Genomic DNA, 22,046 nt, shown 5'->3' on the forward strand with positions numbered 1-22,046 from the left:
GGTCCGGTGCCGACGTTGCACACCTGGTCCGGGGCTTCGGGGTCAGCTGATGTCGTCGTGTCCGTCGTCGGCGGGGGCCGACACGACTGCGTCACCAGGTCCGACCAGCAAGGATACCAACTGATGGGCCACCTGGTCGACTTCGCTGTTGACCAGCACGTGGTCGAACTGCGACGCAGCCTCCATCTCGGCGCGCGCGGTGGTCAGTCGACGCTCCACGGCCTCTGGAGTCTCGGTACCCCGACCGGTGAGCCGGGCGACCAGATCTTCCCAGGTGGGGGGCGAGAGAAAGACCGTCGTCGCCTCTGGGAGGCGGCTGACGACGTTGCGGGCGCCCTCGAGATCGACCTCGACGAGGACCGGTGTCCCGGCCGCGAGCGCGGTGAGGACCGGCGCCACCGGGGTTCCCGATCGCTGCAGACCACCGTGGATCTCGGCCCATTCGAGCAGCTCGTCGTCGGCGATCATGCGATCGAACTCCGAGCCGCTCACGAAGTGGTAATCGCGTCCCTCCACCTCACCAGGCCGCGGGGCGCGGGTGGTCGCGGAGACGCTGAAATGCATCTGCGGCAGCAGTTCTCGGACGCGCCGCACGACAGTCGACTTACCGACGGCCGAGGGGCCGACCAGGACTACCAGTCGACCCCTCGTACGTTCGGTCTGTGATCGGTGCGGTGACAGGGCGTTCACCCTCCGACCTGCGCGACCGGCACGCTGCTGCGTCGGCGCTCGCTCAGGAGCTGAACTTCTCGAGCAGGGCCTTGCGCTGACGATCACCCAGGCCACGCAGGCGGCGGGTCGGGGCGATCTCGAGCTCGGTCATGATCTCCTGCGCCTTCACCTTGCCCACCTTCGGCAGGGCCTCGAGAAGTGCGGAGACCTTCATCTTGCCCAGGATCTCGTCGTCCTCGGCGTCCTTCAGTACCTGTGCGAGATTGGTGCCGCCGCGCTTCAGGCGCTCCTTGAGCTCGGCGCGGGCCCGCCGAGCGGCAGCTGCCTTCTCCAACGCCGCAGCGCGCTGCTCGTCCGTCAACTGGGGAAGGGCCACGGGGTTCCTCCGTCTTTCGTGTGTTCGATCTGGACTGTCATCAGTCGCCGGGACAGCGTCTGATGGCGGTTGGCCGCTCGTGCGACCGTGGCGTTCACCAGTGGTGATCGGCCACCGCCGCCCGCATGTGGTGCGGCGAAAGCGACCGTACCCACGTGAGCAGGCATTTGCGAGTGCCACCCCTTCATTTCCGCGGTGTCGCGGTCCTGTAGGTTGCGCTTCCCCGCTCGGTCCTCGTGGATGTGCGCCGTGGCCCACCCTACGCGTCCGCTCCGACACCGTGCTCGAGAAATGCCTGGTCAGCGCTGTCACGACGACAGCACCCCGACCCGACGGCCGGCGCCGACGCACGCCGCCTGCCGTCGCCTTCCCGTGGGACGTGTGTGACGGGAGTTGTTGTCGACGAATTCACCGGATTCGATTCCGTTTGGGCGTGTCGCGAACTGCCCTACACCTGCTGTTTTGCTGTCCGACGAGCGTGCTATAGCCCATCCCGGAGGGTCCGTCCGGCGTCTGTTCGCCCCCACGCGGGCTGCGTCCACCGACGCGGGTGTCGGGACACCCGCGCTCGCGGAGAGGACCCGCGTCGGCGACCAACGGGACACCTCGCGGCCCTGTCATCCGGTCGAGGGAACCGATCCGTGTCCTCCGAGCGTCCAATCGAACGGCTGCCAGAAATTTGTGTGCTCGGTCGGGGGTCGTCCGGGGCTGAACGATGAGGAGAACGGTTCGTGGATGTCGACGTCGAGAGAGTGTTCGCGCTCGCCAGTGCGACGGCGGGACATGCGCTGACGCTCAAGAACCAGAAGCCGCTGGCGGGTGGGACGAACGCCAACAAGGGATCGGGGACCTCCGAGGTCACGCGCAGTCTCGCGGATGCAGCGAAAGCCCTTGATCGCGTCCTCGAGTATCACGTACGCAGACTCGACGACCTGTCCGCCAAAGCCGTCCGCGGCGGAGAGTTGTATCAAGAAACCGAGGCGCGGAACGCGGAACGCCTCGCGACCGGGCACAACTGATGGCGGACGACCGTTACACGGTGGGTGTGGTTCGTTCGTGGGACTTCGATTCCGCGCAGACTGTCGCCGCGGGCATGTCGGAGAAGTCCGGCGAACTCCTCCAGGTCGGCAACGCGACCGGTTCCGTAAACGACTCCTCCGGCGACTACTGGAAAGGATTCGGCGGCGGTGAGGCGCGATCGGCGGCAGCCGTACACCGCGAAGAGCTGTCCCGATCGGCGAAGGTGGTCGGCGCCGTCGCCGACACCGCGTCCTCGGCGATCAGAGTTCTCGACGCCGAAGTCACCACCCTGCGCGCGAAGCTGCAGGAGGTCGACGATTCCGAGTACGAGTTGTCGGTGACCGATGAGGGAAAGGTGTACTCGCGCAAGTCCAACGCCCAGTGGAAGGAAGAATGGGGCTTTCGCACCGTGTACAAACTTCCCGCCAAGGAAGCTGACGAATTCATGCTCACCGAAGAGATAACGACCGGTCTCGCACGGATCAAGGAGGCTGATCAGAACGCCGGCGAGAAATTGCGTGGCTGGTTGGAGAAACTCAGCGACGGAGTCAAGAAAGGCGTCGTCGCGCAGCCGTCGGACCCCCGACTCCGGCGGATCCTCGCCGACTATCAGACGCGGACCTCACACGGAGCACCACGGCTGTGGCCGGATCCGACGACAATGGCCCGCCTCAAACACCTGGGTGTGAGCATGGAACCGAAGTTGCTGACACCGGAAGAGATCTCGATGCTGAAGAAGCTCGTCCTCACGAGTCCGGGCGCTGCCCTAGCGGGCAAGCCGACAATCGGCGATTTTCAGAGGATCGAGAACGAGGCCAAAGCCGCTGCCGCCGCCAGGTTTCCAGAGGAGCTCGACGACGGAAAGGGGGACGCCTTCCGGCATGCGTACTGGAATGCCCTCATGACCAAGACCTTCGGCGCAGACTGGGCTCGTCAATACGCAACCGCACACGAAGGGCTGGGTGGTCAACCGGCTCACCGGGAGGCCATGGATCTCTACAACAACGAGACCGGACGGAAGGTCGCGGCCGCACATCCGGACGCGAGCGACGACGAACTGGCTGACCTGATCGCCTCCGAGGTACACCACGGAGCAACGGTCTCCATCGGTGGTGACGGTTACATCGACTGGACAAATCGCGTGGTCGGAGCTCCGAAAGCCGACTCTGTCGGTGTGCCGCTCCCGGCGCGAGGAGACTGACGTGAAACGGAACCCTCACTGGGTCGTGCTACTGCTCACTCTGTGTCTGTGCTTGTCAGGGTGCTCGCTGCTGCCCCGACTGTCAGGGTTCGCCCCCGAACCCGCCGACCCGCCATGTCACACACCAGCGTTCCCCCCCCAACCCGAACACCGAGGCGCTGGGATCCGCGGAACGGTTCCTCGACATCGCCGAGGCCGCTGCACACAACCTGGGCCGGACAACCACACTGGCCGAGATCACCACCGCCGCCGGATGGAGCCAAGACTGGGACCGCATGGTGCAACGCATCTCGTGGATGCACCCGGCGGATCTAAATAGGTTCACCGAGACCACCGGAGTCTGTTGGAGTTACTGGTCCGACGACCTCGAAGGTGCCGGGCGAGTCGGCTCCTACATCTTCATGCGGGGCAACCAGCCCGTGCAGTCGATCGACTGGGACAAGACCGACCGGTGGCCACTTGCTGACACGGACGATTCACGGCTGTCCATCTGAAGGACGCACCCCTCATCCCGGTCACACCGACTGACCCGGTCTTGGAACCAGTCGTGGCGCCGCGATGAGTTGCAGAAATCTCCTGACCACACGATTACGCATGTTCGTACTCACTGCTGCTCTGACCGCGGTGTTGTCTAGGTCGAGCCCCACAGCGGATCCGCCCGTTCTCTACCCCATCGAATAAGCGGCTGCAGCGAGACTCAGCAGTTGGTGTCGCTCACCGACACCAACTGCTACCGATCCGCACAGTTGAGGACCTACAGCGCGGCCTCTACCTCATCGCGGGCGGCGAGGGCGGCGTCGCGCAGGCTGGTGACGTCCGGGCCGGCGCGGAGCACTCCGCGGGAACTGGCGGGGACGAGCCACGAACGGTCGGCGCCGTCGAAGACCTCGGGAAGGTCGGCGGCGGTGGCACCTTGAGCACCGAGGCCCGGCGCCAGGATCGGCCCGCCGAGTGCCGACAGGTCCAGGCCGTGTGCACGCGTCGCACCGACCACCAGGCCGACCGTCGCTGCGCCGTCGGCGTTCTCGGCCGCCGCGGTGTCGACGATCGACTGGGCCACCGAGCGTCCATCCGCGTCGGCGGTCTGCACCGCAGCACCTTCCGGATTGGAGGTGCGGGCCAGTACGAACACGGCCCGCTCCCCCGCTCGCGCGGCGTCGACGGCCGGTGCCAACGCACCGAATCCCAGGTATGGCGACACGGTCATCGAATCCGCGCACAGCGGCGAGGTGTCGGCGAGCCAGGCCTGTGCGTAAGCGGCCATGGTCGAGCCGATGTCGCCGCGTTTGGCATCGGCGATGACCAGTGCGCCCGCTTCCCGACAGCCGGCGATCACCCGTTCGAGCACGGCGAAACCCGCTGCGCCGTACGGCTCGAAGAAGGCGACCTGAGGTTTGACGAACCCGGCGACAGACCCGAAGGCCTCGACACAGATGTCACCGAATCGACGGAGCCCGTCGATGGTGCCGGGGAGCCCCCACTGTTCGAGCAACTCGTCGTGCGGATCGATGCCGACACACAACCGGCCTCGCTCGGCCACCACGGCACGATGCCGCGCCGCATAGCCGGTCGGGCTGGTCACCGAGCGTCCACCAGCCCCTGGTGCCGTCGCTGGAGCGACAGGACGCCGATCCGATCGCGCAGTGCGGCCTCGATGCCCTGCACAGCCGCGCCGGCACCCTGCACCGTCGTGATGCACGGGATGTTCACCGACACCGCGGCACTGCGGATCTCGTAACCGTCCACTCGTGGACCCGAGTTGCCGTACGGAGTGTTGATCACCATCGACACCTCGCCGGCGCGGATGGTGTCGACGATCGTCGGCTCGCCCGGTGCGAGGTCGGCCTCGAAGTGCTTGCGCACCGTAGTCGCTCGGATACCGTTGCGGCGCAGCACATCCGCCGTACCCTCGGTCGCCAGGATCTCGAATCCGAGGTCGGCGAGACGGGCAACCGGGAACAGCAGCGCGCGCTTGTCCTTGTTGGCCACCGAGACGAAGATCGCACCGCCGGTCGGCAGCGAGCCGTAGGCCGCGGTCTGCGACTTCGCGAACGCCCGACCGAAGTCGGCGTCGATACCCATCACCTCACCGGTGGACTTCATCTCCGGACTCAACAACGAGTCCACACCGGTGCCGTCGTATCGGCGGAACCGGTTGAACGGCAGCACCGCTTCCTTCACCGCGATCGGGGTGTCGACCGCGCTGTCCCCGCCGTCGCCGGTTGCCGGCAGAACACCCAGTTCGCGCAGCGACGCGATGGACTCGCCCAACATCACCCGGGCGCAGGCCTTCGCCAACGGCACCGCGGTGGCCTTCGAGACGAACGGCACGGTGCGGCTGGCGCGCGGATTCGCCTCCAGTACATAGAGGATGTCGTCCTTGAGCGCGTACTGGACGTTCAGCAGTCCGCGCACGCCGATACCCTTCGCGAGCGCCTCCGTCGATGCGCGGACCGTCTCCAGATCGGAGCGTCCCAGGGTTACCGGCGGAAGGGCGCACGCCGAGTCACCGGAGTGGATACCGGCCTCCTCGATGTGTTCCATGATGCCGCCGATGTACACCTCGTCACCGTCGCACAGTGCGTCGACGTCGATCTCGACCGCATCCTCGAGGAAACGGTCCACCAGCACCGGATGATCCGGGGTCAGCTCGGTGGCGCGAGATATGTAGTCCTCCAGCGACTTCTCGTCGTAGACGATCTCCATCCCCCGACCGCCCAGCACGTACGACGGCCGCACCAGCACCGGGTACCCGATCCGGGAAGCGGTGTCGCGCGCCTCCGTGAAGCTGGTCGCGGTGCCGAAGGCCGGCGCCGGGAGCCCCGCCGCGGTGAGCACCGCGCCGAACTCGCCGCGATCCTCGGCGAGATCGATCGCCTCGGGACTGGTCCCGACGATCGGTACGCCTGCAGCCGCGAGGCGATCGGCCAGCCCCAGCGGTGTCTGACCGCCCAACTGCACGATGACGCCTGCGACGGTCCCCGACTCGGACTCCGCGTAATACACCTCGAGGACGTCCTCGAAGGTCAGCGGCTCGAAATAGAGGCGGTCCGCGGTGTCGTAATCCGTGGAGACGGTCTCCGGGTTGCAGTTGACCATGACCGTCTCGTATCCGGCCTCGGACAACGTGGTCGCGGCGTGCACGCAGGAGTAGTCGAACTCGATGCCCTGCCCGATCCGGTTGGGACCGGAACCGAGGATGAGCACCTTGGACCGCTCGGTCTGCGGGGCGACCTCGCTCGTCGCCGACGGATCCAATTCGTAGCTGGAGTAGTGGTACGGGGTCTTGGCCTCGAACTCGGCCGCGCAGGTGTCCACCGTCTTGTACACCGGCCGGATCCCCAGCTCCAAACGCTGTTGCCGAGCAGCGGCCTCATCCGCCAGATCTGAACGCAGCGCGGCGATCTGACGATCCGAGAAACCGGAGCTCTTCGCTTCGCGCAGTAGTGACTCGTCCAGTGTGTCGGCGTCTCGGATCTCCGCGCCGAGCGCTGCGATCCCGCCGATCTCCGCGAGGAACCAGGGGTCGATGGCGGTCGCCTCGTAGAGCTGTTCGATGGTCGCGCCCGCCTCGAAGGCCAGCATCAGGCCGTACAACCGGCCGTCGCGCGGAACCCGCAGCGTCTCCAGCAGTTCCGGCAGATCGATCGACGCCGGGTCGGGACGGTTGGGTTCGGTCCAGAAACCCGCCGCCTTGGTCTCCAGCGAACGCATCACCTTGCCCAGTGCCTCGGCGAAGCTGCGGCCCAACGACATCGCCTCGCCGACCGACTTCATCGTCGTGGTCAGGGTGTCGTCGGCACCCGGGAACTTCTCGAACGCGAAACGCGGAGCCTTGACCACGACGTAGTCGAGCGTCGGCTCGAAGCTCGCGGGAGTCTCCTTGGTGATGTCGTTGACGATCTCGTCGAGGCTGTAGCCGATGGCGAGCTTGGCGGCGATCTTGGCGATCGGGAACCCGGTCGCCTTGGACGCCAGCGCCGACGAGCGCGAGACGCGGGGGTTCATCTCGATCACCACGAGGCGACCGTCGCGCGGGTCCATGGCGAACTGGATGTTGCATCCGCCCGTGTCGACTCCGACTGCGCGCAAGATCGCGATCGACTGGTCGCGCATGATCTGGTACTCGCGGTCGGTCAGCGTCATGGCGGGCGCGACGGTCACCGAGTCCCCGGTGTGTACGCCGACCGGGTCGACGTTCTCGATGGAGCAGACGACGACCACGTTGTCGCGGTTGTCGCGCATCAGCTCGAGCTCGTATTCCTTCCATCCGAGGATCGACTCCTCGATGAGGACATTGGCAGTCGGTGAGGCAGCCAGACCGCCACCGGCGATGCGCTCGAGATCCTTCTCGTCGTAGGCCATCCCCGAGCCCAGACCACCCATCGTGAACGACGGCCGGACGACCACCGGGTAACCGAGGTCGGCGACGGTGTCGCGCACCTCGTCCATGGTGTGACAGACACGCGAACGCGCGCTCTCGCCACCGATGTCGGCGACGATGTCCTTGAACTTCTGCCGGTCCTCACCGCGTTGGATCGCCTCGAAGTCGGCGCCGATGAGCTCGATGCCGTACTTCTCCAGTGAGCCGCGCTCGTGCAGTGCGACGGCGGTGTTCAGTGCGGTCTGGCCACCGAGGGTCGCCAGCACGGCGTCGATGGGGTGCCCGGCATCGCGCTCGGCCTCGATCACCTTCTCGACGTACTCGGCCGTGATCGGCTCGATGTAGGTGGCATCGGCGAACTCGGGATCGGTCATGATCGTCGCCGGGTTGGAGTTGACCAGACTGACGCGCAGTCCCTCCGCCTTCAGGACGCGGCATGCCTGTGTGCCGGAGTAGTCGAATTCACAGGCCTGCCCGATCACGATCGGACCCGAGCCGATCACGAGGACATGGTTGATGTCTGTACGGCGTGGCATCAGGCCCTCGTTCCGTGTGCGCGGTCACCGTCGAGGACGGTGACGAACTTGTCGAAGAGGTAGGCGGCATCGTGTGGGCCGGCCGCCGCCTCGGGGTGGTACTGCACGGAGAAGCCCCGGCCGGAGAGCAATTCGACTCCCTCGACCGTTCCGTCGTTGGCGCAGACATGACTGACGCGGGCGCGACCGAAGTCGGTGTCGAACTCCTCGCCTGCCTCGCCTTCGAGCGCGAAGCCGTGGTTCTGCGCGGTGATCGACACCGCGCCCGTCGCATGATCGATCACCGGGATGTTGATGCCGCGGTGACCGAACTTCATCTTGTAGGTGCTGCGGCCGAGCGCGCGTCCGAAGATCTGGTTGCCGAAGCAGATGCCGAAGAGCGGGATGTCGGCACCGAGCACCTCGCGGGTCAGGCCCACCACTGCATCGGCGGTCGCGGGATCACCGGGACCGTTGGACAAGAACACACCGTCGGGCGCGATGTCGCGGATGGCGTCGAATCCGGCGCTCGCGGGCAGGACGTGGACGCGCACACCACGTTCGGCGAACATGCGCGGAGTGTTGGTCTTGATGCCGAGGTCGACCGCGGCGACGGTGTACCGGTGTTCCGTGGTCGGCTCGACGACGTAGCCCTCGGCCGTGGTGACCTCACCGGCGAGATCGGCACCGGACATCGACGGCTGGTCGCGCACCCGGCCCACGAGTTCGTCGACCGCCGCGTCCGAGACGCGACCGCCGGTCTCCCCGCCGGGAAGCGCGGCGCCGCTGAAGACGCCGGCCCGCATCGACCCGTGGTCACGCAGGATTCGGACGACCGTGCGGGTGTCGATGCCGGAGATCCCGACGATCCCCTGGCGCACCAGTTCGTCCTCGAGCGAGGTGGTCGCACGCCAGCTCGACACCCGGCGGGTGGGATTGCGGACCGCATACCCCGCGACCCAGATCTTGCCGGAGTCCCCGGAATCGGCGTCACTGCCCGCACTGCCGGTGCTCTCGCCGTCCTCGGTGTTCCACCCGGTGTTGCCGATCTGCGGTGCTGTCGCCACCACGATCTGACGGTGGTAGCTCGGATCGGTCAGGGTCTCCTGGTAGCCGGTCATCGCAGTGCAGAAGACCGCCTCGCCGAGGGTCTCCCCGACTGCTCCGTAGGCGCGGCCGGTGAACACCTGACCGTTCTCCAGCACGAGTACTGCAGTGCTCATTCGTCGTCTTTCTTGTTCTCGTCGGCGGGTTCGACCACCGAGGGCGCGGTGTGCGAAGCGTCTGGGCGCGCGGGATTCGGATCCACGACGGCGGTGCCCGGAGCCGGTTCGTCGGACAGGGTGAGGTCCGAATGAGTGGTGTCGGCCTCGTGGTCGGCCACCCATCCGGGATAGACGGTCTTGTCATCGGCGCGCAGTCCGGAGTCGATCTCGGTGCCGTTCGGGAGTCGCCAACGGATGGCGAGCACCCCGTCGGCGGACATCACCTTGCCGGCGAGTCCGCGTTCGGTACGGACCGCGGTGATGGACCCACGGGGGATCCAGATCGAACTCGCACCCTTGCGCGTGATCAGCAGCCCGCCGGTGTGGGCGCTCAGCGCCGCTGACGCGCGATCGCCGATGTCGCCGACTGCGACCCGGTCCTGCCAGCTCGGGGCAAACGTGCTGCCCACGTACAATCCGGTGTCGGGTCCGCGCAACGCAGGTCCGGGATCGGCCGGTACCTCGGGCAGCTGGCCGACGATGTCGGCCTGGCGTCGACCGCGGTTGCGCCAACCACGCAGGACGAGCGCGACCAATCCTGCCCACACCAACAGCACGACCACCACGATCACCACGTCGAAGCCGCTCATCGCGTCACCTCCTGGTCGCGGGCGGTGACAACGCCGCGCAACACGGTCGCCGTCACGGTGGCGGGCAGCGTCATCGACTCGTACGGGGTGTTCTGGGAGAGGCTGGCCAATCGATCGGCCTCGACCACCCACGAGGTGTCCGGGTCGACGACGGCGAGGTTGCCCGGCTCGCCGACCGCGATCGGGCGCCCCTGGTCCGGCAACCCGACGATCTCTGCGGGACGTTCGCTCATCACCCGCGCGACGCCGCGCCAGTCCAGCAACCCGGTCGTCACCATCGTCTCGACGACGATGGAGAGTGCAGTCTGCAGACCGAGCATGCCGGGCCGGGCCTGAGCGAACTCACAGCACTTCTCCTGTGCTGCATGGGGTGCGTGGTCGGTCGCGACACAATCGACGATGCCGTCCGCCAGCGCCTGGCGCAGCGCAGCTTTGTCACGCTCCTCACGCAGCGGCGGGTTGACCTTGTTGACCGCGTCGTAGGTCGTCAGCCGCGAGTCGTCCAGCAGCAGGTGGTGCGGGGTGACCTCGGCCGTGATGTCGATGCCCTGGCCGCGTGCCCAGCGCAGCAGTTCCACGGTGCCCTCGGTCGAGGCGTGGCAGATGTGCACCCGGGTGCCCGCGTCGCGGGCGAGCAGCGCGTCACGGACCACGATCGACTCCTCGGCCGCCCGGGGCCATCCCGTCAGCCCCAGGCGCGCGGCCGTCGGCCCTTCGTGTGCGATGGCACCGATCGTCAGGCGTGGCTCCTCTGCGTGCTGGGCGATGAGGACGCCGAGGCCCTTCGCGTATTCCAGCGCGCGGCGCATGATCAGGGGGTCGTGGACGCACTTGCCGTCGTCGCTGAACATCCGGACACCGGCCACGCCGCCGGCCATCATGCCCATCTCGGCCAACTGGGTGCCCTCGAGTCCGACGGTGACCGCCCCGACCGGGTGCACGTCGACCAGACCGATGTCGCGTCCGGCGCGCCAGACGTTGTCGGTGACGGTCGAGTTGTCGGCGACCGGGTCGGTGTTGGCCATCGCGAAGACGGCGGTGTATCCACCGAGAGCCGCTGCGGCGGAGCCGGTCCGGATGGTCTCGGTGTCCTCACGTCCGGGTTCCCGAAGGTGCGTGTGCAGATCGACGAATCCCGGCAGCAGTACCGCGCCGCCACCCTCGATGCGATCGGCGCCGGCCGGCGCCGCGATGTCGTGACCGATCTCGGTGATGACACCGTCGACGACCAGGACATCGACCGATGCACCGTCGCCGTAGGGCCGGACATCGGCGATCAACACCGAACCCGACGATGCGGAGGGTCCGGTGGCGGCGGCGGTCACGACTGTGCTCCTGACGTCGAAGTGGTTGCGGGAGAGGAGTCCTCGGTGCCGACGAGCAGGCGGAAGAGCACCGCCATGCGCACGTGGACACCGTTGCGGACCTGTTCGAGGATGGTCGTCTTCGGCGAGTCGGCGACCGACCAGCCGATCTCCATGCCCCGCAGCATCGGCCCCGGGTGCAGGACCACCGCGTGATCGTCGAGAAGGGCGAGACGACGGTCGTTGAGGCCGTAGCGGACCGAGTACTCGCGTGCGCTCGGGAAGAACCCGCCGTTCATCCGCTCGGCCTGGACCCGCAACATCATCACCGCGTCGACACCCGCGAGTTCCGCGTCGAGGTCGGTAGACACCTGGACCGGCCACTGCTCGACACCCACCGGGACCAGGGTCGGCGGTGCGACGAGCACCACTTCCGCGCCGAGGGTTGCGAGCAGGTGCGCGTTGGAGCGGGCCACCCGCGAGTGCAGGATGTCGCCGACGATCGCGACGCGGCGATCTCGCAGTGAGCCCAGCCGTTGGCGCAGCGTGAGGGCGTCCAGCAGCGCCTGCGTGGGATGCTCGTGCATCCCGTCGCCCGCGTTGATCACGGCGGGGCCGCCGTCGGCGTCGGCGGTCCATTCGGCGATCTGCTGGGCGGCGCCGGAGGCGGGATGGCGTACGACCAGCGCGTCGGCACCGGCCGCGCGCAACGTCTTCGCAGTGTCTCGCAGCGACTCGCCCTTGCCCGCAGACGAACTCGAGGCCGAGACGTTGATCACGTCGGCGCTCATCCATTTGCCCGCGACCTCGAAGGACACCCGCGTCCTGGTCGAGTTCTCGTAGAAGACGGTCATCACCGTGCGACCACGCAAAGTCGGTAGCTTGCGGACCTCGCGACCCGTCAGCGCCTGCTCGAAGCGTTCCGCCTCGTCCAGCAACTCGGTCGCCTCGTCGGCGCTCAGGTCGGCAGTGGAGAGCAGATGACGCATCAGGACTCTGCCTCCTGATCCGACGAGCGTTGTCGCGCACCGGAACTCAGGACGACCTCGTCGATGCCGTCGTGCTCGACCAGGTGCACCGACACCGACTCCTCGCGCGAGGTCGGGATGTTCTTGCCGACGTAGTCGGCCCGCAGCGGGAGCTCGCGATGTCCACGATCGACCAGGACCGCCAACTGCACAGAAGCGGGGCGACCGAGATCGCGGAGGGCATCCAGCGCCGCCCGTACGGTGCGACCGGAGTACAGGACGTCGTCGACGAGGATGACGATCGCGTCGTCCACCCCGCCGGCCGGAACCACGGTCCGCTCCAGGGGCCGATGTGGTTTGGCCCGCAGGTCGTCGCGGTAGAGCGTGATGTCGAGGAAGCCGACCGGGATGTCCACCCCGGCGAACTCGGAGATCCGCGCCGCCAGACGCTCCGCCAGCGTCGTACCGCGGGTCGGGATGCCGATGATCACCACTCGGGACGACGCCGGGTTGTCCAGCGCGGTCTTCTCGATGACCTGATGAGCGACCCGGGCGATTGTCCGGGAGACGTCTGCTGCGTCGAGCAGGACGCGGGAATCGGAAACGGACGCACCTTCGATCGGTGTCACCCAGCCGACCTCCTTCTCCGCCTCACAGGACGGATCGTTAAAGGATGTCTGTCATCGCGATACTTTACACCGACGCGCGGTAAAAGCCGGAGTCGGTCACGGGCGCATCAGTCCGTCGAGGCCCCGTCTGCATCTCGGCCCCCGGCGACCGCACCGTGAGCGGCGCGGACCTGCGGAGCGAGGTCGGCGATACGCGCGAGCACACCGTTGACGAAGGCCGGCGAGTCGTCGGTCGACAGCTCCTTGGCCAGTTCCACGGCCTCGTCGACGATCACGACCGGGTCGACGTCCACGGAGTTGAACAGTTCCCACGTCGCCAGGCGGAGGATCGCCCGGTCGACTGCAGGAAGTCGCGGTAGCGTCCAGTCCCGCAGATGCGAGGAGACCACCGCATCGATCTGGGCCTGGTCGGCACTCAGACCGTCGATGACCACCGCGGTGTAGTCGTGGATGGTGCCGACCGACTCGTCGTCGCGGACGTACTCACGCCGTTCCGAGACGAGCTGAGCCGGACTGACCTTCTTGGCCTCTGCCTCGAAGAGCAGGTCGACCGCGCGCTTGCGCGCCTTGTGCCGGGTGCCTGGTCGTTTCACGATCAGGAGTTGACGCGACCGAGGTAGCTGCCGTCGCGGGAGTCGACCTTCAGCTTGTCACCGGTGTTGATGAACAGCGGGACCTGGATCTCGGCGCCGGTCTCCATCGTCGCCGGCTTGGTGCCGCCCGTGGAGCGGTCACCCTGCAGCCCCGGGTCGGTCTGCGACACGATGAGTTCGACGGTGACAGGCAACTCGACGTAGAGCGGATTGCCCTCGTGGACCGCGACCTGCACCTTCAGGTTCTCGAGCAAGAACCGTGCGCCGTCGCCGACGGTTCCCGGCTGCACGTTGATCTGCTCGAAGTTCTCCGCGTCCATGAACACGTAATCCGAACCGTCGTTGTACAGGTAGGTCATGTCGCGACGGTCGACCGTCGCGGTCTCGACCTTGACGCCGGCGTTGAACGTCTTGTCGACGATCTTGCCGCTCAGCACGTTCTTGATCTTGGTCCGCACGAACGCGGGGCCCTTGCCCGGCTTGACGTGCTGGAACTCTTGGATCTGCCAGAGCTGGTCGTCCATACGCAGCACGAGGCCGTTCTTGAAATCGGCGGTGGTCGCCATGGTGTTCGCTCTTCCTCTCCCGCGACGGGGTGGTCGGTTCGCGCCGATCGGCGCGTGCCGGGAGTCGGGGCTCCCGGTCGGGATCCGACGACCCTCAGATGACGGTGAATGTCTTGTCGGTGGACGTCAGCAGTTCCGGCTCGCCGTCGGAGACGACGAGTGTGTCCTCGATCCTGACGCCACCTCGACCGGGGAGGTAGACGCCGGGCTCGACGGTGACCGCTGCGCCGGATGGCAGTGTACCCGTCGCCGTGGCACCGATTCCGGGCGCTTCGTGGATCTGCAGACCGACGCCGTGGCCGAGACCGTGCACGTAATGCTCACCGTGACCGGCCTCGACGATCACCGACCGGGCGGCGTCGTCGACACCACGCAGGTCCGCGCCGGGGTGCAGGGCTGCGCGACCGGCCGTTTGGGCGGTCGCGACGAGGTCGTAGATCTCACGCTGCCAGTCGGCGGCCCGGCTCAGCACGAAGGTGCGGGTCATGTCGGAGTGGTACCCGCCGGACACCGCACCGAAGTCGATCTTCACCAGGTCGCCGTCGGCCAACACGGCCGAGGTGGGGCGATGGTGCGGGACCGCGGAGTTGGGCCCCGCGGCGACGATCGTCTCGAACGCGATGGCGTCGGCGCCCAGTGCGTACATCTCCCACTCGAGGGCGCGGGCCACCTCCCGCTCCGTGTGTCCGGCGGTGAGCACGCCCTTGTCGATGATGGATGCCAGCGCCTGATCACCGATCGCGGCCGCGGAGCGGAGCAACGCCACCTCGCCGGCGTCCTTGACTTCGCGCAGGCGCTCGACGAGACCGGAGAGTCCGACCAACTCCGCGGCCTGGTCGGTGTCACGGTCGATGAGCGCGCGGTGCGCGGCCACGGTCACCGCGTCGGCCTCGAAACCGATGCGCCGAGCCCCGTGAGTCTCAGCGTGCGCGATCAGCTCCGCCAGCCCGTTGCGGGCGATGACCGGTTCCAGGTCGGGGGCCTGCTCGCCGACCTGCGTGACGTACCGGCCGTCGGTGCTGATCCGGTCGGCGGCGGCGTCGGCGGTCCACACCAGGACGGCCCCGTTGGAGCCGGTGAAGCCGGTGAGATAGCGGACGTTGATCAGGTCGGTGACGACCAGGGCGTCCACCGGGTCGGCCGAGGTGGCCACCGCGGTGCGCAGGCGGGCGCGTCGGTCCGGGTGGGGCTGGCTGGGTGCGTCGGACATACCTCGACGCTACCGGCCGATCACCTCCTCGACCGACCCCTCGATCGGGGAGAGCACGACCTGCTCCGGCAGACGTCCGCACCGCGCCGACACCTGTCGGCGACGAGGGCGTTGCGGACATCACGACGCCGATCAGTGGGATGTGTTTCGCAACACGTTCCGCCTTCAGTAGGGTGTCCGCTATGCATTCGTGGTTGCTGCGCGGTCTCGTCATGACCGCTGTACACGTCGTCGCTCGTGTGCTGCTGGGGGTCGCGGTTGTCAACGTGCCACTGCAGACCACGGTGTGGAAGACGGTGGCCATCGCCGCCGTCGTCATCGTCGCGCTGCTCTGGGGTGGTGTGGACGGCCTTCGCGACGCCCGCGCGAACCCGGACCCCGACGACTACGAAGACCTCACCGTCCGTTGGCTGCAGGCCGGCGTTCTCGCCGGTGTGCTCGCGGGTCTGATCAGCTGGATCCTCGGCAAGTTCGTCTTCGGTGGCATCGGTCAGCAGGGGCTGTTCGTCGAGATCATCGCGGGCGGCTCGTTCACCGCGCTGCTGGTCTTCGTCCCTGCCTTCGTCGGTGCTGCTGTCGGTCGCTGGCTGATCCGCCGCGACTACAACAAGAAGCACCCGGTCGAGGACGACTGGTCGGTGCACGAGGACCGTTCACAGGACGCCGAGCACGCCGCTCGCTGAGCGCTGCCGAGCAGGCCCTGACCGCGTCGGAGACCTGCTCGTGCGCTGATCGGCCGCTGGCAGCGCGTCGCCTCCGCCACCCGGTCCGCACCGCTCTGAGGGCAGCGCGTGATCGGTGGCCCTCAGAGAAGTACCGAGCCTCCGCCGCCGGCGCGTCCCGCAACCGCCGAGTAGGCGGCCGCGATCAGGCTGGGGTCGGGACCCTCGAGTCGTCCCGGTTTGGCCAGACCGTCCAGCACCACGAACCGCAGGATTCCCGATCGGTTCTTCTTGTCGCCCGCCATCGTCTCGAGCAGATCCCCCAGCGCGTCGGCGTCATAGGTCACCGGCAGCCCGACCGACTCGAGGATCTCGTGATGGCGGTCGGCGGTCGCGTCGTCGAGACGCCCCGCCAGCCGTGCCAGCTCGGCGGCGAAGACGAGCCCCACCGACACCGCGGCGCCGTGACGCCAGCGGTAGCGCTCACGACGCTCGATGGCGTGGCCCAGGGTGTGCCCGTAGTTGAGGATCTCGCGCAACGACGACTCCCGCAGGTCTGCCGACACGACGTCCGCCTTGACCTGCACCGACCGTCGGATCAGCTCGGGGAGAACATCTCCCGACGTGTCGACGGCCGCCGTGGGATCTGACTCGATGGTGTCGAGGATCACCGGATCCGCGATGAAGCCCGTCTTGATCACCTCGGCCAGCCCCGCGATGACCTCGTTCGGCGGGACCGTCTCGAGGGTGGCGGTGTCGATCAGGACGGCATCCGGCTCGTGGAACGCACCGACCAGGTTCTTACCCGCGTCGGTGTTGATACCGGTCTTCCCGCCGACTGCCGCGTCGACCATCGCCAGCAGCGTGGTCGGGATCTGGATCACGCCGATACCGCGCATCCAGGTGGCCGCCACGAAACCCGAGAGGTCGGTGGCCGCACCGCCGCCGAGTGCGATCACCTTGTCGGTGCGCTTGAGGCCGATCCGCCCGAACACATCCCAACAGAACGCCGCGACCGAGAGGTCCTTACCTGCCTCGGCGTCGGGGATCTCGATGCGATGGGCGTCGAACCCCTTGTCCCCGAGGAATTCCCGGATCTGCTCCGCGGTCTTGACCAGCGGGGGCTGGTAGAGGATCGCGATCCGGTCCGCGCCGGCCGCCGCGGTCGCCACGTGGTCGAGCAATCCGCGACCGATGACGACGTCGTAGGGCTTGCCGGCATCCACCCGGATGATGGTCGGTTCGGTCATCTCTACACCTTCCTCTGCGCGGCGAGTTCGTCTGCAAGGCAGGCGATCACGGCGTCGGCGACCTCGTCGGCGTCCCCGCTTCCCGCGTCGATCGTGATGGTCGCGACCTGCTCGTACAGGGCCGCTCGCTCGTCGTGCAGTTCCCGGTATCGCGTCTCCGGATCGTCGACGGCCAGCAACGGCCGGTCGGTGCCCTGCACCCGCGCATAGCCTTGTCGGGGATCGATCCGGAGGTAGACGACCCGCAACCCGCGCAGGACTTCCCTGACCTCGGTGGTCGTCACCGCTCCCCCGCCCAGCGAGACGACTCCGTCGAAGCCGGTGACGGCATCGACGATCACATCCCGCTCCAGGGAGCGGAACCCGTCGACGCCCTCGGTCCGGAAGATCTCCGGGATGTCGCGGCCCGCCCTCGTCTCCAGTTCCAGGTCGGAGTCACGGAAGTCGACGCCCAGCAGGTCGGCGACGACGCGGCCGACCGAGGACTTCCCGGCCCCCATGAAGCCGACGACGATCGCGACCGGACGTGCCTCGGCGCGGGCCGGACTCATGAGCGGGGTGGACGTGTGTCGATCCGCTCCAGGTAGCTGCGGAGATTACGGACGGTCTCACCCGCGGAGTCGCCGCCGAACTTGTCGAGCGCTGCCTGCGCGACCACGAGCGCGACCATCGCCTCGGCGACGACGCCGGCAGCCGGGACGGCGCACACGTCGGAGCGCTGATGGATGGCGCTCGCCTGCTCGCCGGTGGACATGTCGACCGTCGACAAGGCGCGTGGCACCGTCGAGATCGGCTTCATCGCCACCCGGACGCGGAGATCCGCGCCGTTGGTCATTCCGCCTTCGAGGCCACCTGCGCGGTTGGTCGACCGCAGGATGCCGTCGGGCCCGGGGACGATCTCGTCATGGGCGAGGCTGCCGCGCCGGCGGGCCGTCTCGAAGCCGTCACCGACCTCGACCCCCTTGATGGCCTGGATGCCCATCAGTGCACCCGCGAGGCGGGCGTCGAGTCGGGTCTCGCCGCTCACGTGCGACCCGAGTCCGACCGGCACCCCGGTGGCGACCACCTCGACGACTCCACCGAGCGTGTCGCCGTCCTTCTTGGCGGCCTCGATCTCGGCGATCATCGCGGCTTCGGCGGTCGCATCGAAGGCGCGCACCGGACTCTCGTCGATCGCCGCGAGGTCGCCGGCGGTCGGCGACGGTCCGACGTACGGCTCGCTGGCGCCGATGCAGATCACGTGCGACAGGACCTCGATGCCGAGGACCTGGCGCAGGAAGTTACGTGCCACCGTGCCCGCCGCGACACGCGCAGCGGTCTCACGGGCACTCGCGCGCTCCAGGACCGGGCGTGCGTCGTCGAAGTCGTACTTGAGCATGCCCGAGTAGTCGGCGTGCCCCGGGCGCGGACGCGTCAGGGGGGCGTTGCGGGCACTTCCGGCCAACTCCGCCTCATCGACCGGGTCGGCGGCCATCACCGTCTCCCACTTCGGCCACTCGGTGTTCCCGATCTCGACCGCGACCGGACCGCCCATGGTCTGACCATGGCGCACGCCGCCCAGGACCGTCACCTGATCGGCCTCGAACTTCATCCGCGCGCCGCGCCCGTATCCCAGGCGTCGGCGCGCCAACTGCTCGGCGATGTCGGACGAGGTGACCTCGACCCCGGCGACCATCCCCTCGACGATGGCGACCAGGGCCGGACCATGGGATTCTCCGGCGGTTATCCAGCGCAACACAGTGTTCGATTCTTCCATGCCGGGTCCACCCGACCCGCACCCCGTCGGTGCCGGCGATCACCACCCGACCATCCAGGCGAGCGCGGCAGTCACCAGGGCCGGCCCGTGCGGGCGCGCCCCGGCCGCCGACTCGGGAGCCTCGTCGCCCTGACCAGTCGATCGGCCGCGCCGAGCAGAGTCATCCGACAGCAGGTGGACGACGACCGTGATCGCTGCGGCGGTCATGACGGTGACCGCCGCGATGCCGACGTCGGCAGTCAACCCGCCGACCGCGAACGCCAGCTTCGGATCACCCCCACCACAGTGTCCGACCCACCACGCGGCGAGGTAGGGCGCCGCCGCGGCGACTGCGGCGCCGATGACGATGGGGCGATCGGACCCCATCGCCACGACCCCACACACGCCGGGCCAGAGGACGGCATTGGGGATGCGGCCGGTCCGGGCGTCGCGGACGGCGACGAGAACGAGCCACGCGACGACGATCGGTGAGACCAGGACGCTCATGGACGTCAGTGTCGTCGGCGATGCGCTCGGAACCGTCCGGAGATCGGGAGACTGTGGAAGGAATCGAGGGTGTGGACGGGTCGACGGATCAGCGGACGCCGACGACGTCCGCCATCGCCGCCCGCGGCGCCGGTTCGCCGGTGAACAGCTCGACCTGCCGGTATGCCTGATTGAGCAGCATCACCAGACCTCCGACGACCCCGCCCCCTCTCTCGGAGACGGCGGCGGCGAGCGGTGTCGGCCACGGGTCGTAGATCACGTCGACGAGATGCGACGCGGCGGAGAGCGCACCGATGAGCGGTTCGGCCGCAGTGGCGGGCACGGTGGAGACCACGACGCCGGAATCCGCCACGGCGCCGGCGAGTTCGAGGGTTGGGGCAAATCCGGTCACCGAGGCGACCACCCCGAGCCGGTCCGCGAGATCGAGGACGGGCTGCGCACGACCGGCATCACGGGCGACGACCCGGATCGATGTGAACCCCGAGTCCACCAGTGCGGCGACGGTCGGCAGCGCGGTCCCGCCCGCGCCGACGACGACAGCACGAGGGTTCGTGGCGGCCTCGACGCCGAGTTCATCGAGCGCCCCGGTCATCCCGTCGATGTCGGTGCAGTCGGCCACCCAACCGTCGGCCGTGCGGACAAGGGTGTTGGCGGACCCGACCAGGCGGGACCGTTCGGTGGCCCGTGCGGCGTGCGCCAGCGCGGCCAGTTTGCCCGGCATGGTCACCGACAACCCGACATAGATATCGTCGAGGCCGTCGACGACGCCCGGCAGTTCCTCCGCAGAGCACTCGATGCGCTCGTACGTCCAGCCGACGAGGCCGAGCGCGAGGTACGCCGCGGCGTGGAGGTCCGGCGAGCGAGAATGCGAGATCGGCGATCCGAGGACGGCCGCCTTGCGCGGACCCGGGATCGCCAGCGCGCGGATCGATTCGGTCATCGTCTCGCCCGTCAGCGGGTGGTGGCGACTACGCGCACGTCAGCCACATCCCGTCTGCAGCAGCTTGTTCTGGCAGGCGCGATCGCGGTTGACCCGATGCTGCTCGTAGGTGTCGGCGAACAACGTCGTGCCGGTGCGGTCGATGGTCACGAAGTAGAGCCACTGACCGACGGCGGGGTGTTCGGTCGCATCGAGGGCGCGCTGACCGACTGCCCCGATGGGCGTGGCCGGCAACCCCTTGTTGCGGTAGGTGTTCCACTTGTTGTCCGCCTTGTACGCATCGCCGAAGACATCGATGTTGGTGACCTCGGCGGTGTAGTTGGCGGTCGAGTCCATCTCCAGACGCTGGTCCTTCGCCAACCGATTGAGTATCACGCGGGCCACCTTGGCGTAATCGCCCGCCTGCGCGACCTCGCGCTCGACCACCGACGCGGCGACCAACGACTGGTACGGGGTCAGCCCGGAACCGTTGTCGGTGAGCAGACCCCACTGCTCGAACCGGCGCGTGCTCTGCGTGATCAACGACTTCAGGATCTCGCTCGCCGACTGTCGCGGATCGACCGACTCCCAGGTGCCGGGGGCGATCAGACCCTCGATCCGACGATGATCGCCCGCGAGTTCGGCGGACACGGCACGGGCCCACTCGGGGATGCCCAGCTCGTCGGGCGATCCCTGTGCGGCGGCTTGTTCGAGCTGTTCCACCGAGACACCCTCACGCTGACCGTTGATGGTCACCGCGGTCGCATCGGCGATCATCTGGAAGATGCCAGGGGTGGTCTTGCCGTCGATGCCTTGTTTGCTGTCGAGTTGCAGCCCCTCCGGGATCACGACTCGGCCGACCCGGTGCGCGGTGCCGTCGGTGAGCATCTCCACCGCCCTGGTGGCCGGTATCTGCGTGCGCAATTTGTAGAGGCCGCCCGACATCGCCTGTCCGCCTGCGGCATCCAGGAACGCCTTGACGCTGCCGACCACGTCGTCGTCGGCGAGGATCTGGCCGAAGTCCTGCAGGGTCGAGTTCTCGGGGATGTCGACCACCACATCGGCCGTCCCGGCGACGTTGTCGTAATCCTTGCTGGACTCGAGGAGTCCGGTCATCCGAGCGCCTACGTAGCCGACGCCGCCGACCAACGCGAGCAGGAAGACCATGACGACAACCAGGACGGCGCGGCGTCGACCACGATTCGCCCCGGTCCGGCCACGCCGAGGCGGTGCCGACGCGTTGTCGCGCCGACCGCGAGAACGTCGGCCACGGTCGCGTCGCCCCGTCTCGTCCTCGAGATCGTCGACGAGGGCCTCCTGGCCGCCCGTGTCGAGAAAGTGCGTGCGGCCGACCGGCACCTCGTCCGGGTGCCCGTCATCGAGCACGGGGTCGAACGAGTCCTGGTCGGCGGTGTCGGGCTCCGGAGGCGCCGCACGGAACGGCCGACTGTCGACGCGATCGTCGACACGGATGCGTTCACGCCGGCCTGTCTGGACGCCGTCCGGGCGGGGACCTGGCGGGACGCCCTCCGGGCGCTGCCCTGGCGGGACGCCCTCCGGGCGGGGCGGCACCGTGATCGGGCGCGCGCGCCGAGGTACCGCCGAGCGGAGGGGGTCGGTGTACTCGCCCGAGCGGTCCCATGCCGACTGTTCGGGATCGGCCGGTCCCCGACCGCGCCG

22 protein-coding genes are annotated in these 22,046 nt (G+C 68.1%); 4 read left to right on the plus strand and 18 right to left on the minus strand.

The features are described from left to right. Positions 1–42 precede the first annotated feature (42 nt). Positions 43–690 carry a guanylate kinase gene (gene gmk, locus GS4_RS13015; RefSeq protein WP_007621230.1) on the minus strand — a complete coding sequence of 216 codons (648 nt, stop codon included), beginning with the start codon at positions 688–690 and terminating at the stop codon, positions 43–45. Positions 691–733: 43 nt separating this feature from the next. Then, the gene (gene mihF / locus GS4_RS13020) at positions 734–1,048 is read right to left on the minus strand and encodes an integration host factor, actinobacterial type (protein ID WP_007621232.1); all 315 of its coding nucleotides are present in this window, start codon (positions 1,046–1,048) and stop codon (positions 734–736) included. 731 nt (positions 1,049–1,779) lie between these two features. Here mihF and GS4_RS13025 point away from each other — a divergent pair. From GS4_RS13025 to GS4_RS13035, 3 genes are all read left to right on the plus strand, one after another. Further along, on the plus strand, positions 1,780–2,067 hold the full coding sequence (locus GS4_RS13025) for a hypothetical protein (RefSeq protein WP_007621234.1): 288 nt from the start codon (positions 1,780–1,782) through the stop codon (positions 2,065–2,067). 20 nt (positions 2,068–2,087) lie between these two features. Continuing rightward, entirely contained in the window at positions 2,088–3,269 is a 1,182-nt protein-coding gene (locus tag GS4_RS24815) for a DUF6973 domain-containing protein (protein ID WP_157226614.1), read from the plus strand. A gap of 275 nt (positions 3,270–3,544) precedes the next feature. Then, on the plus strand, positions 3,545–3,763 hold the full coding sequence (locus tag GS4_RS13035; RefSeq protein ID WP_040510435.1) for a hypothetical protein: 219 nt from the start codon (positions 3,545–3,547) through the stop codon (positions 3,761–3,763). 260 nt (positions 3,764–4,023) lie between these two features. On the opposite strand, the gene pyrF is transcribed toward GS4_RS13035, so the two are convergent. The 10 genes from pyrF to GS4_RS13085 form a co-directional block, all read right to left on the minus strand. Then, complete coding sequence (gene pyrF / locus GS4_RS13040; RefSeq protein ID WP_007621240.1) at positions 4,024–4,851, minus strand: orotidine-5'-phosphate decarboxylase; 828 nt, start codon at positions 4,849–4,851, stop codon at positions 4,024–4,026. Beyond that, the gene (gene carB, locus GS4_RS13045; RefSeq protein WP_007621241.1) at positions 4,848–8,189 is read right to left on the minus strand and encodes a carbamoyl-phosphate synthase large subunit; all 3,342 of its coding nucleotides are present in this window, start codon (positions 8,187–8,189) and stop codon (positions 4,848–4,850) included. Before carB ends, pyrF begins: the two co-directional genes overlap by 4 nt. Next, complete coding sequence (gene carA / locus GS4_RS13050) at positions 8,189–9,391, minus strand: glutamine-hydrolyzing carbamoyl-phosphate synthase small subunit (protein WP_040510437.1); 1,203 nt, start codon at positions 9,389–9,391, stop codon at positions 8,189–8,191. Before carA ends, carB begins: the two co-directional genes overlap by 1 nt. Next, positions 9,388–10,023: a PH-like domain-containing protein gene (locus tag GS4_RS13055; RefSeq protein ID WP_007621245.1), complete on the minus strand. Its 636-nt coding sequence runs from the start codon at positions 10,021–10,023 to the stop codon at positions 9,388–9,390. Before GS4_RS13055 ends, carA begins: the two co-directional genes overlap by 4 nt. Then, on the minus strand, positions 10,020–11,348 hold the full coding sequence (locus tag GS4_RS13060; protein WP_007621247.1) for a dihydroorotase: 1,329 nt from the start codon (positions 11,346–11,348) through the stop codon (positions 10,020–10,022). Before GS4_RS13060 ends, GS4_RS13055 begins: the two co-directional genes overlap by 4 nt. Continuing rightward, positions 11,345–12,316: an aspartate carbamoyltransferase catalytic subunit gene (locus tag GS4_RS13065; protein WP_007621248.1), complete on the minus strand. Its 972-nt coding sequence runs from the start codon at positions 12,314–12,316 to the stop codon at positions 11,345–11,347. The genes GS4_RS13060 and GS4_RS13065 overlap by 4 nt, the downstream gene beginning before the upstream one ends. After that, positions 12,316–12,924, minus strand: a complete 609-nt coding sequence (pyrR, locus tag GS4_RS13070; protein ID WP_007621249.1) for a bifunctional pyr operon transcriptional regulator/uracil phosphoribosyltransferase PyrR — start codon at positions 12,922–12,924, stop codon at positions 12,316–12,318. The genes GS4_RS13065 and pyrR overlap by 1 nt, the downstream gene beginning before the upstream one ends. 107 nt (positions 12,925–13,031) lie before the next feature. Then, positions 13,032–13,517 (minus strand): transcription antitermination factor NusB, encoded by a 486-nt coding sequence (gene nusB, locus GS4_RS13075; RefSeq protein WP_007621250.1) that lies wholly within the window; start codon positions 13,515–13,517, stop codon positions 13,032–13,034. A 2-nt stretch (positions 13,518–13,519) separates the two neighbouring features. Continuing rightward, entirely contained in the window at positions 13,520–14,083 is a 564-nt protein-coding gene (gene efp / locus GS4_RS13080) for an elongation factor P (RefSeq protein ID WP_007621252.1), read from the minus strand. Positions 14,084–14,177: 94 nt separating this feature from the next. Then, positions 14,178–15,293, minus strand: coding sequence for a M24 family metallopeptidase (locus GS4_RS13085; protein WP_007621253.1), 1,116 nt, complete (start codon positions 15,291–15,293; stop codon positions 14,178–14,180). A 182-nt stretch (positions 15,294–15,475) separates the two neighbouring features. Here GS4_RS13085 and GS4_RS13090 point away from each other — a divergent pair, with 182 nt between their 5' ends. Then, positions 15,476–15,976, plus strand: a complete 501-nt coding sequence (locus tag GS4_RS13090; RefSeq protein ID WP_007621255.1) for a B-4DMT family transporter — start codon at positions 15,476–15,478, stop codon at positions 15,974–15,976. A 122-nt stretch (positions 15,977–16,098) separates the two neighbouring features. Here the strand turns inward: GS4_RS13090 and aroB are convergent, their stop codons facing one another. The 6 genes from aroB to GS4_RS13120 all read right to left on the minus strand — a co-directional run. After that, a complete protein-coding gene (gene aroB, locus GS4_RS13095) occupies positions 16,099–17,205 on the minus strand; it encodes a 3-dehydroquinate synthase (protein WP_007621256.1) in 1,107 nt (368 codons plus the stop codon). 2 nt (positions 17,206–17,207) lie between these two features. Beyond that, positions 17,208–17,756, minus strand: a complete 549-nt coding sequence (locus GS4_RS13100) for a shikimate kinase (RefSeq protein WP_007621258.1) — start codon at positions 17,754–17,756, stop codon at positions 17,208–17,210. After that, the gene (gene aroC / locus GS4_RS13105; RefSeq protein ID WP_007621264.1) at positions 17,753–18,961 is read right to left on the minus strand and encodes a chorismate synthase; all 1,209 of its coding nucleotides are present in this window, start codon (positions 18,959–18,961) and stop codon (positions 17,753–17,755) included. Before aroC ends, GS4_RS13100 begins: the two co-directional genes overlap by 4 nt. Before the next feature lie 39 nt (positions 18,962–19,000). Next, positions 19,001–19,447 (minus strand): prepilin peptidase, encoded by a 447-nt coding sequence (locus GS4_RS13110; RefSeq protein ID WP_007621266.1) that lies wholly within the window; start codon positions 19,445–19,447, stop codon positions 19,001–19,003. A gap of 88 nt (positions 19,448–19,535) precedes the next feature. Further along, positions 19,536–20,387, minus strand: coding sequence for a shikimate dehydrogenase (locus GS4_RS13115; protein ID WP_007621268.1), 852 nt, complete (start codon positions 20,385–20,387; stop codon positions 19,536–19,538). A gap of 39 nt (positions 20,388–20,426) precedes the next feature. After that, a partial coding sequence (locus tag GS4_RS13120) for an endolytic transglycosylase MltG (protein WP_245555659.1) occupies positions 20,427–22,046 on the minus strand: 1,620 nt, incomplete at its 5' end.

This window comes from Gordonia soli NBRC 108243 (assembly GCF_000334455.1).
GTDB lineage: Bacteria > Actinomycetota > Actinomycetes > Mycobacteriales > Mycobacteriaceae > Gordonia > Gordonia soli.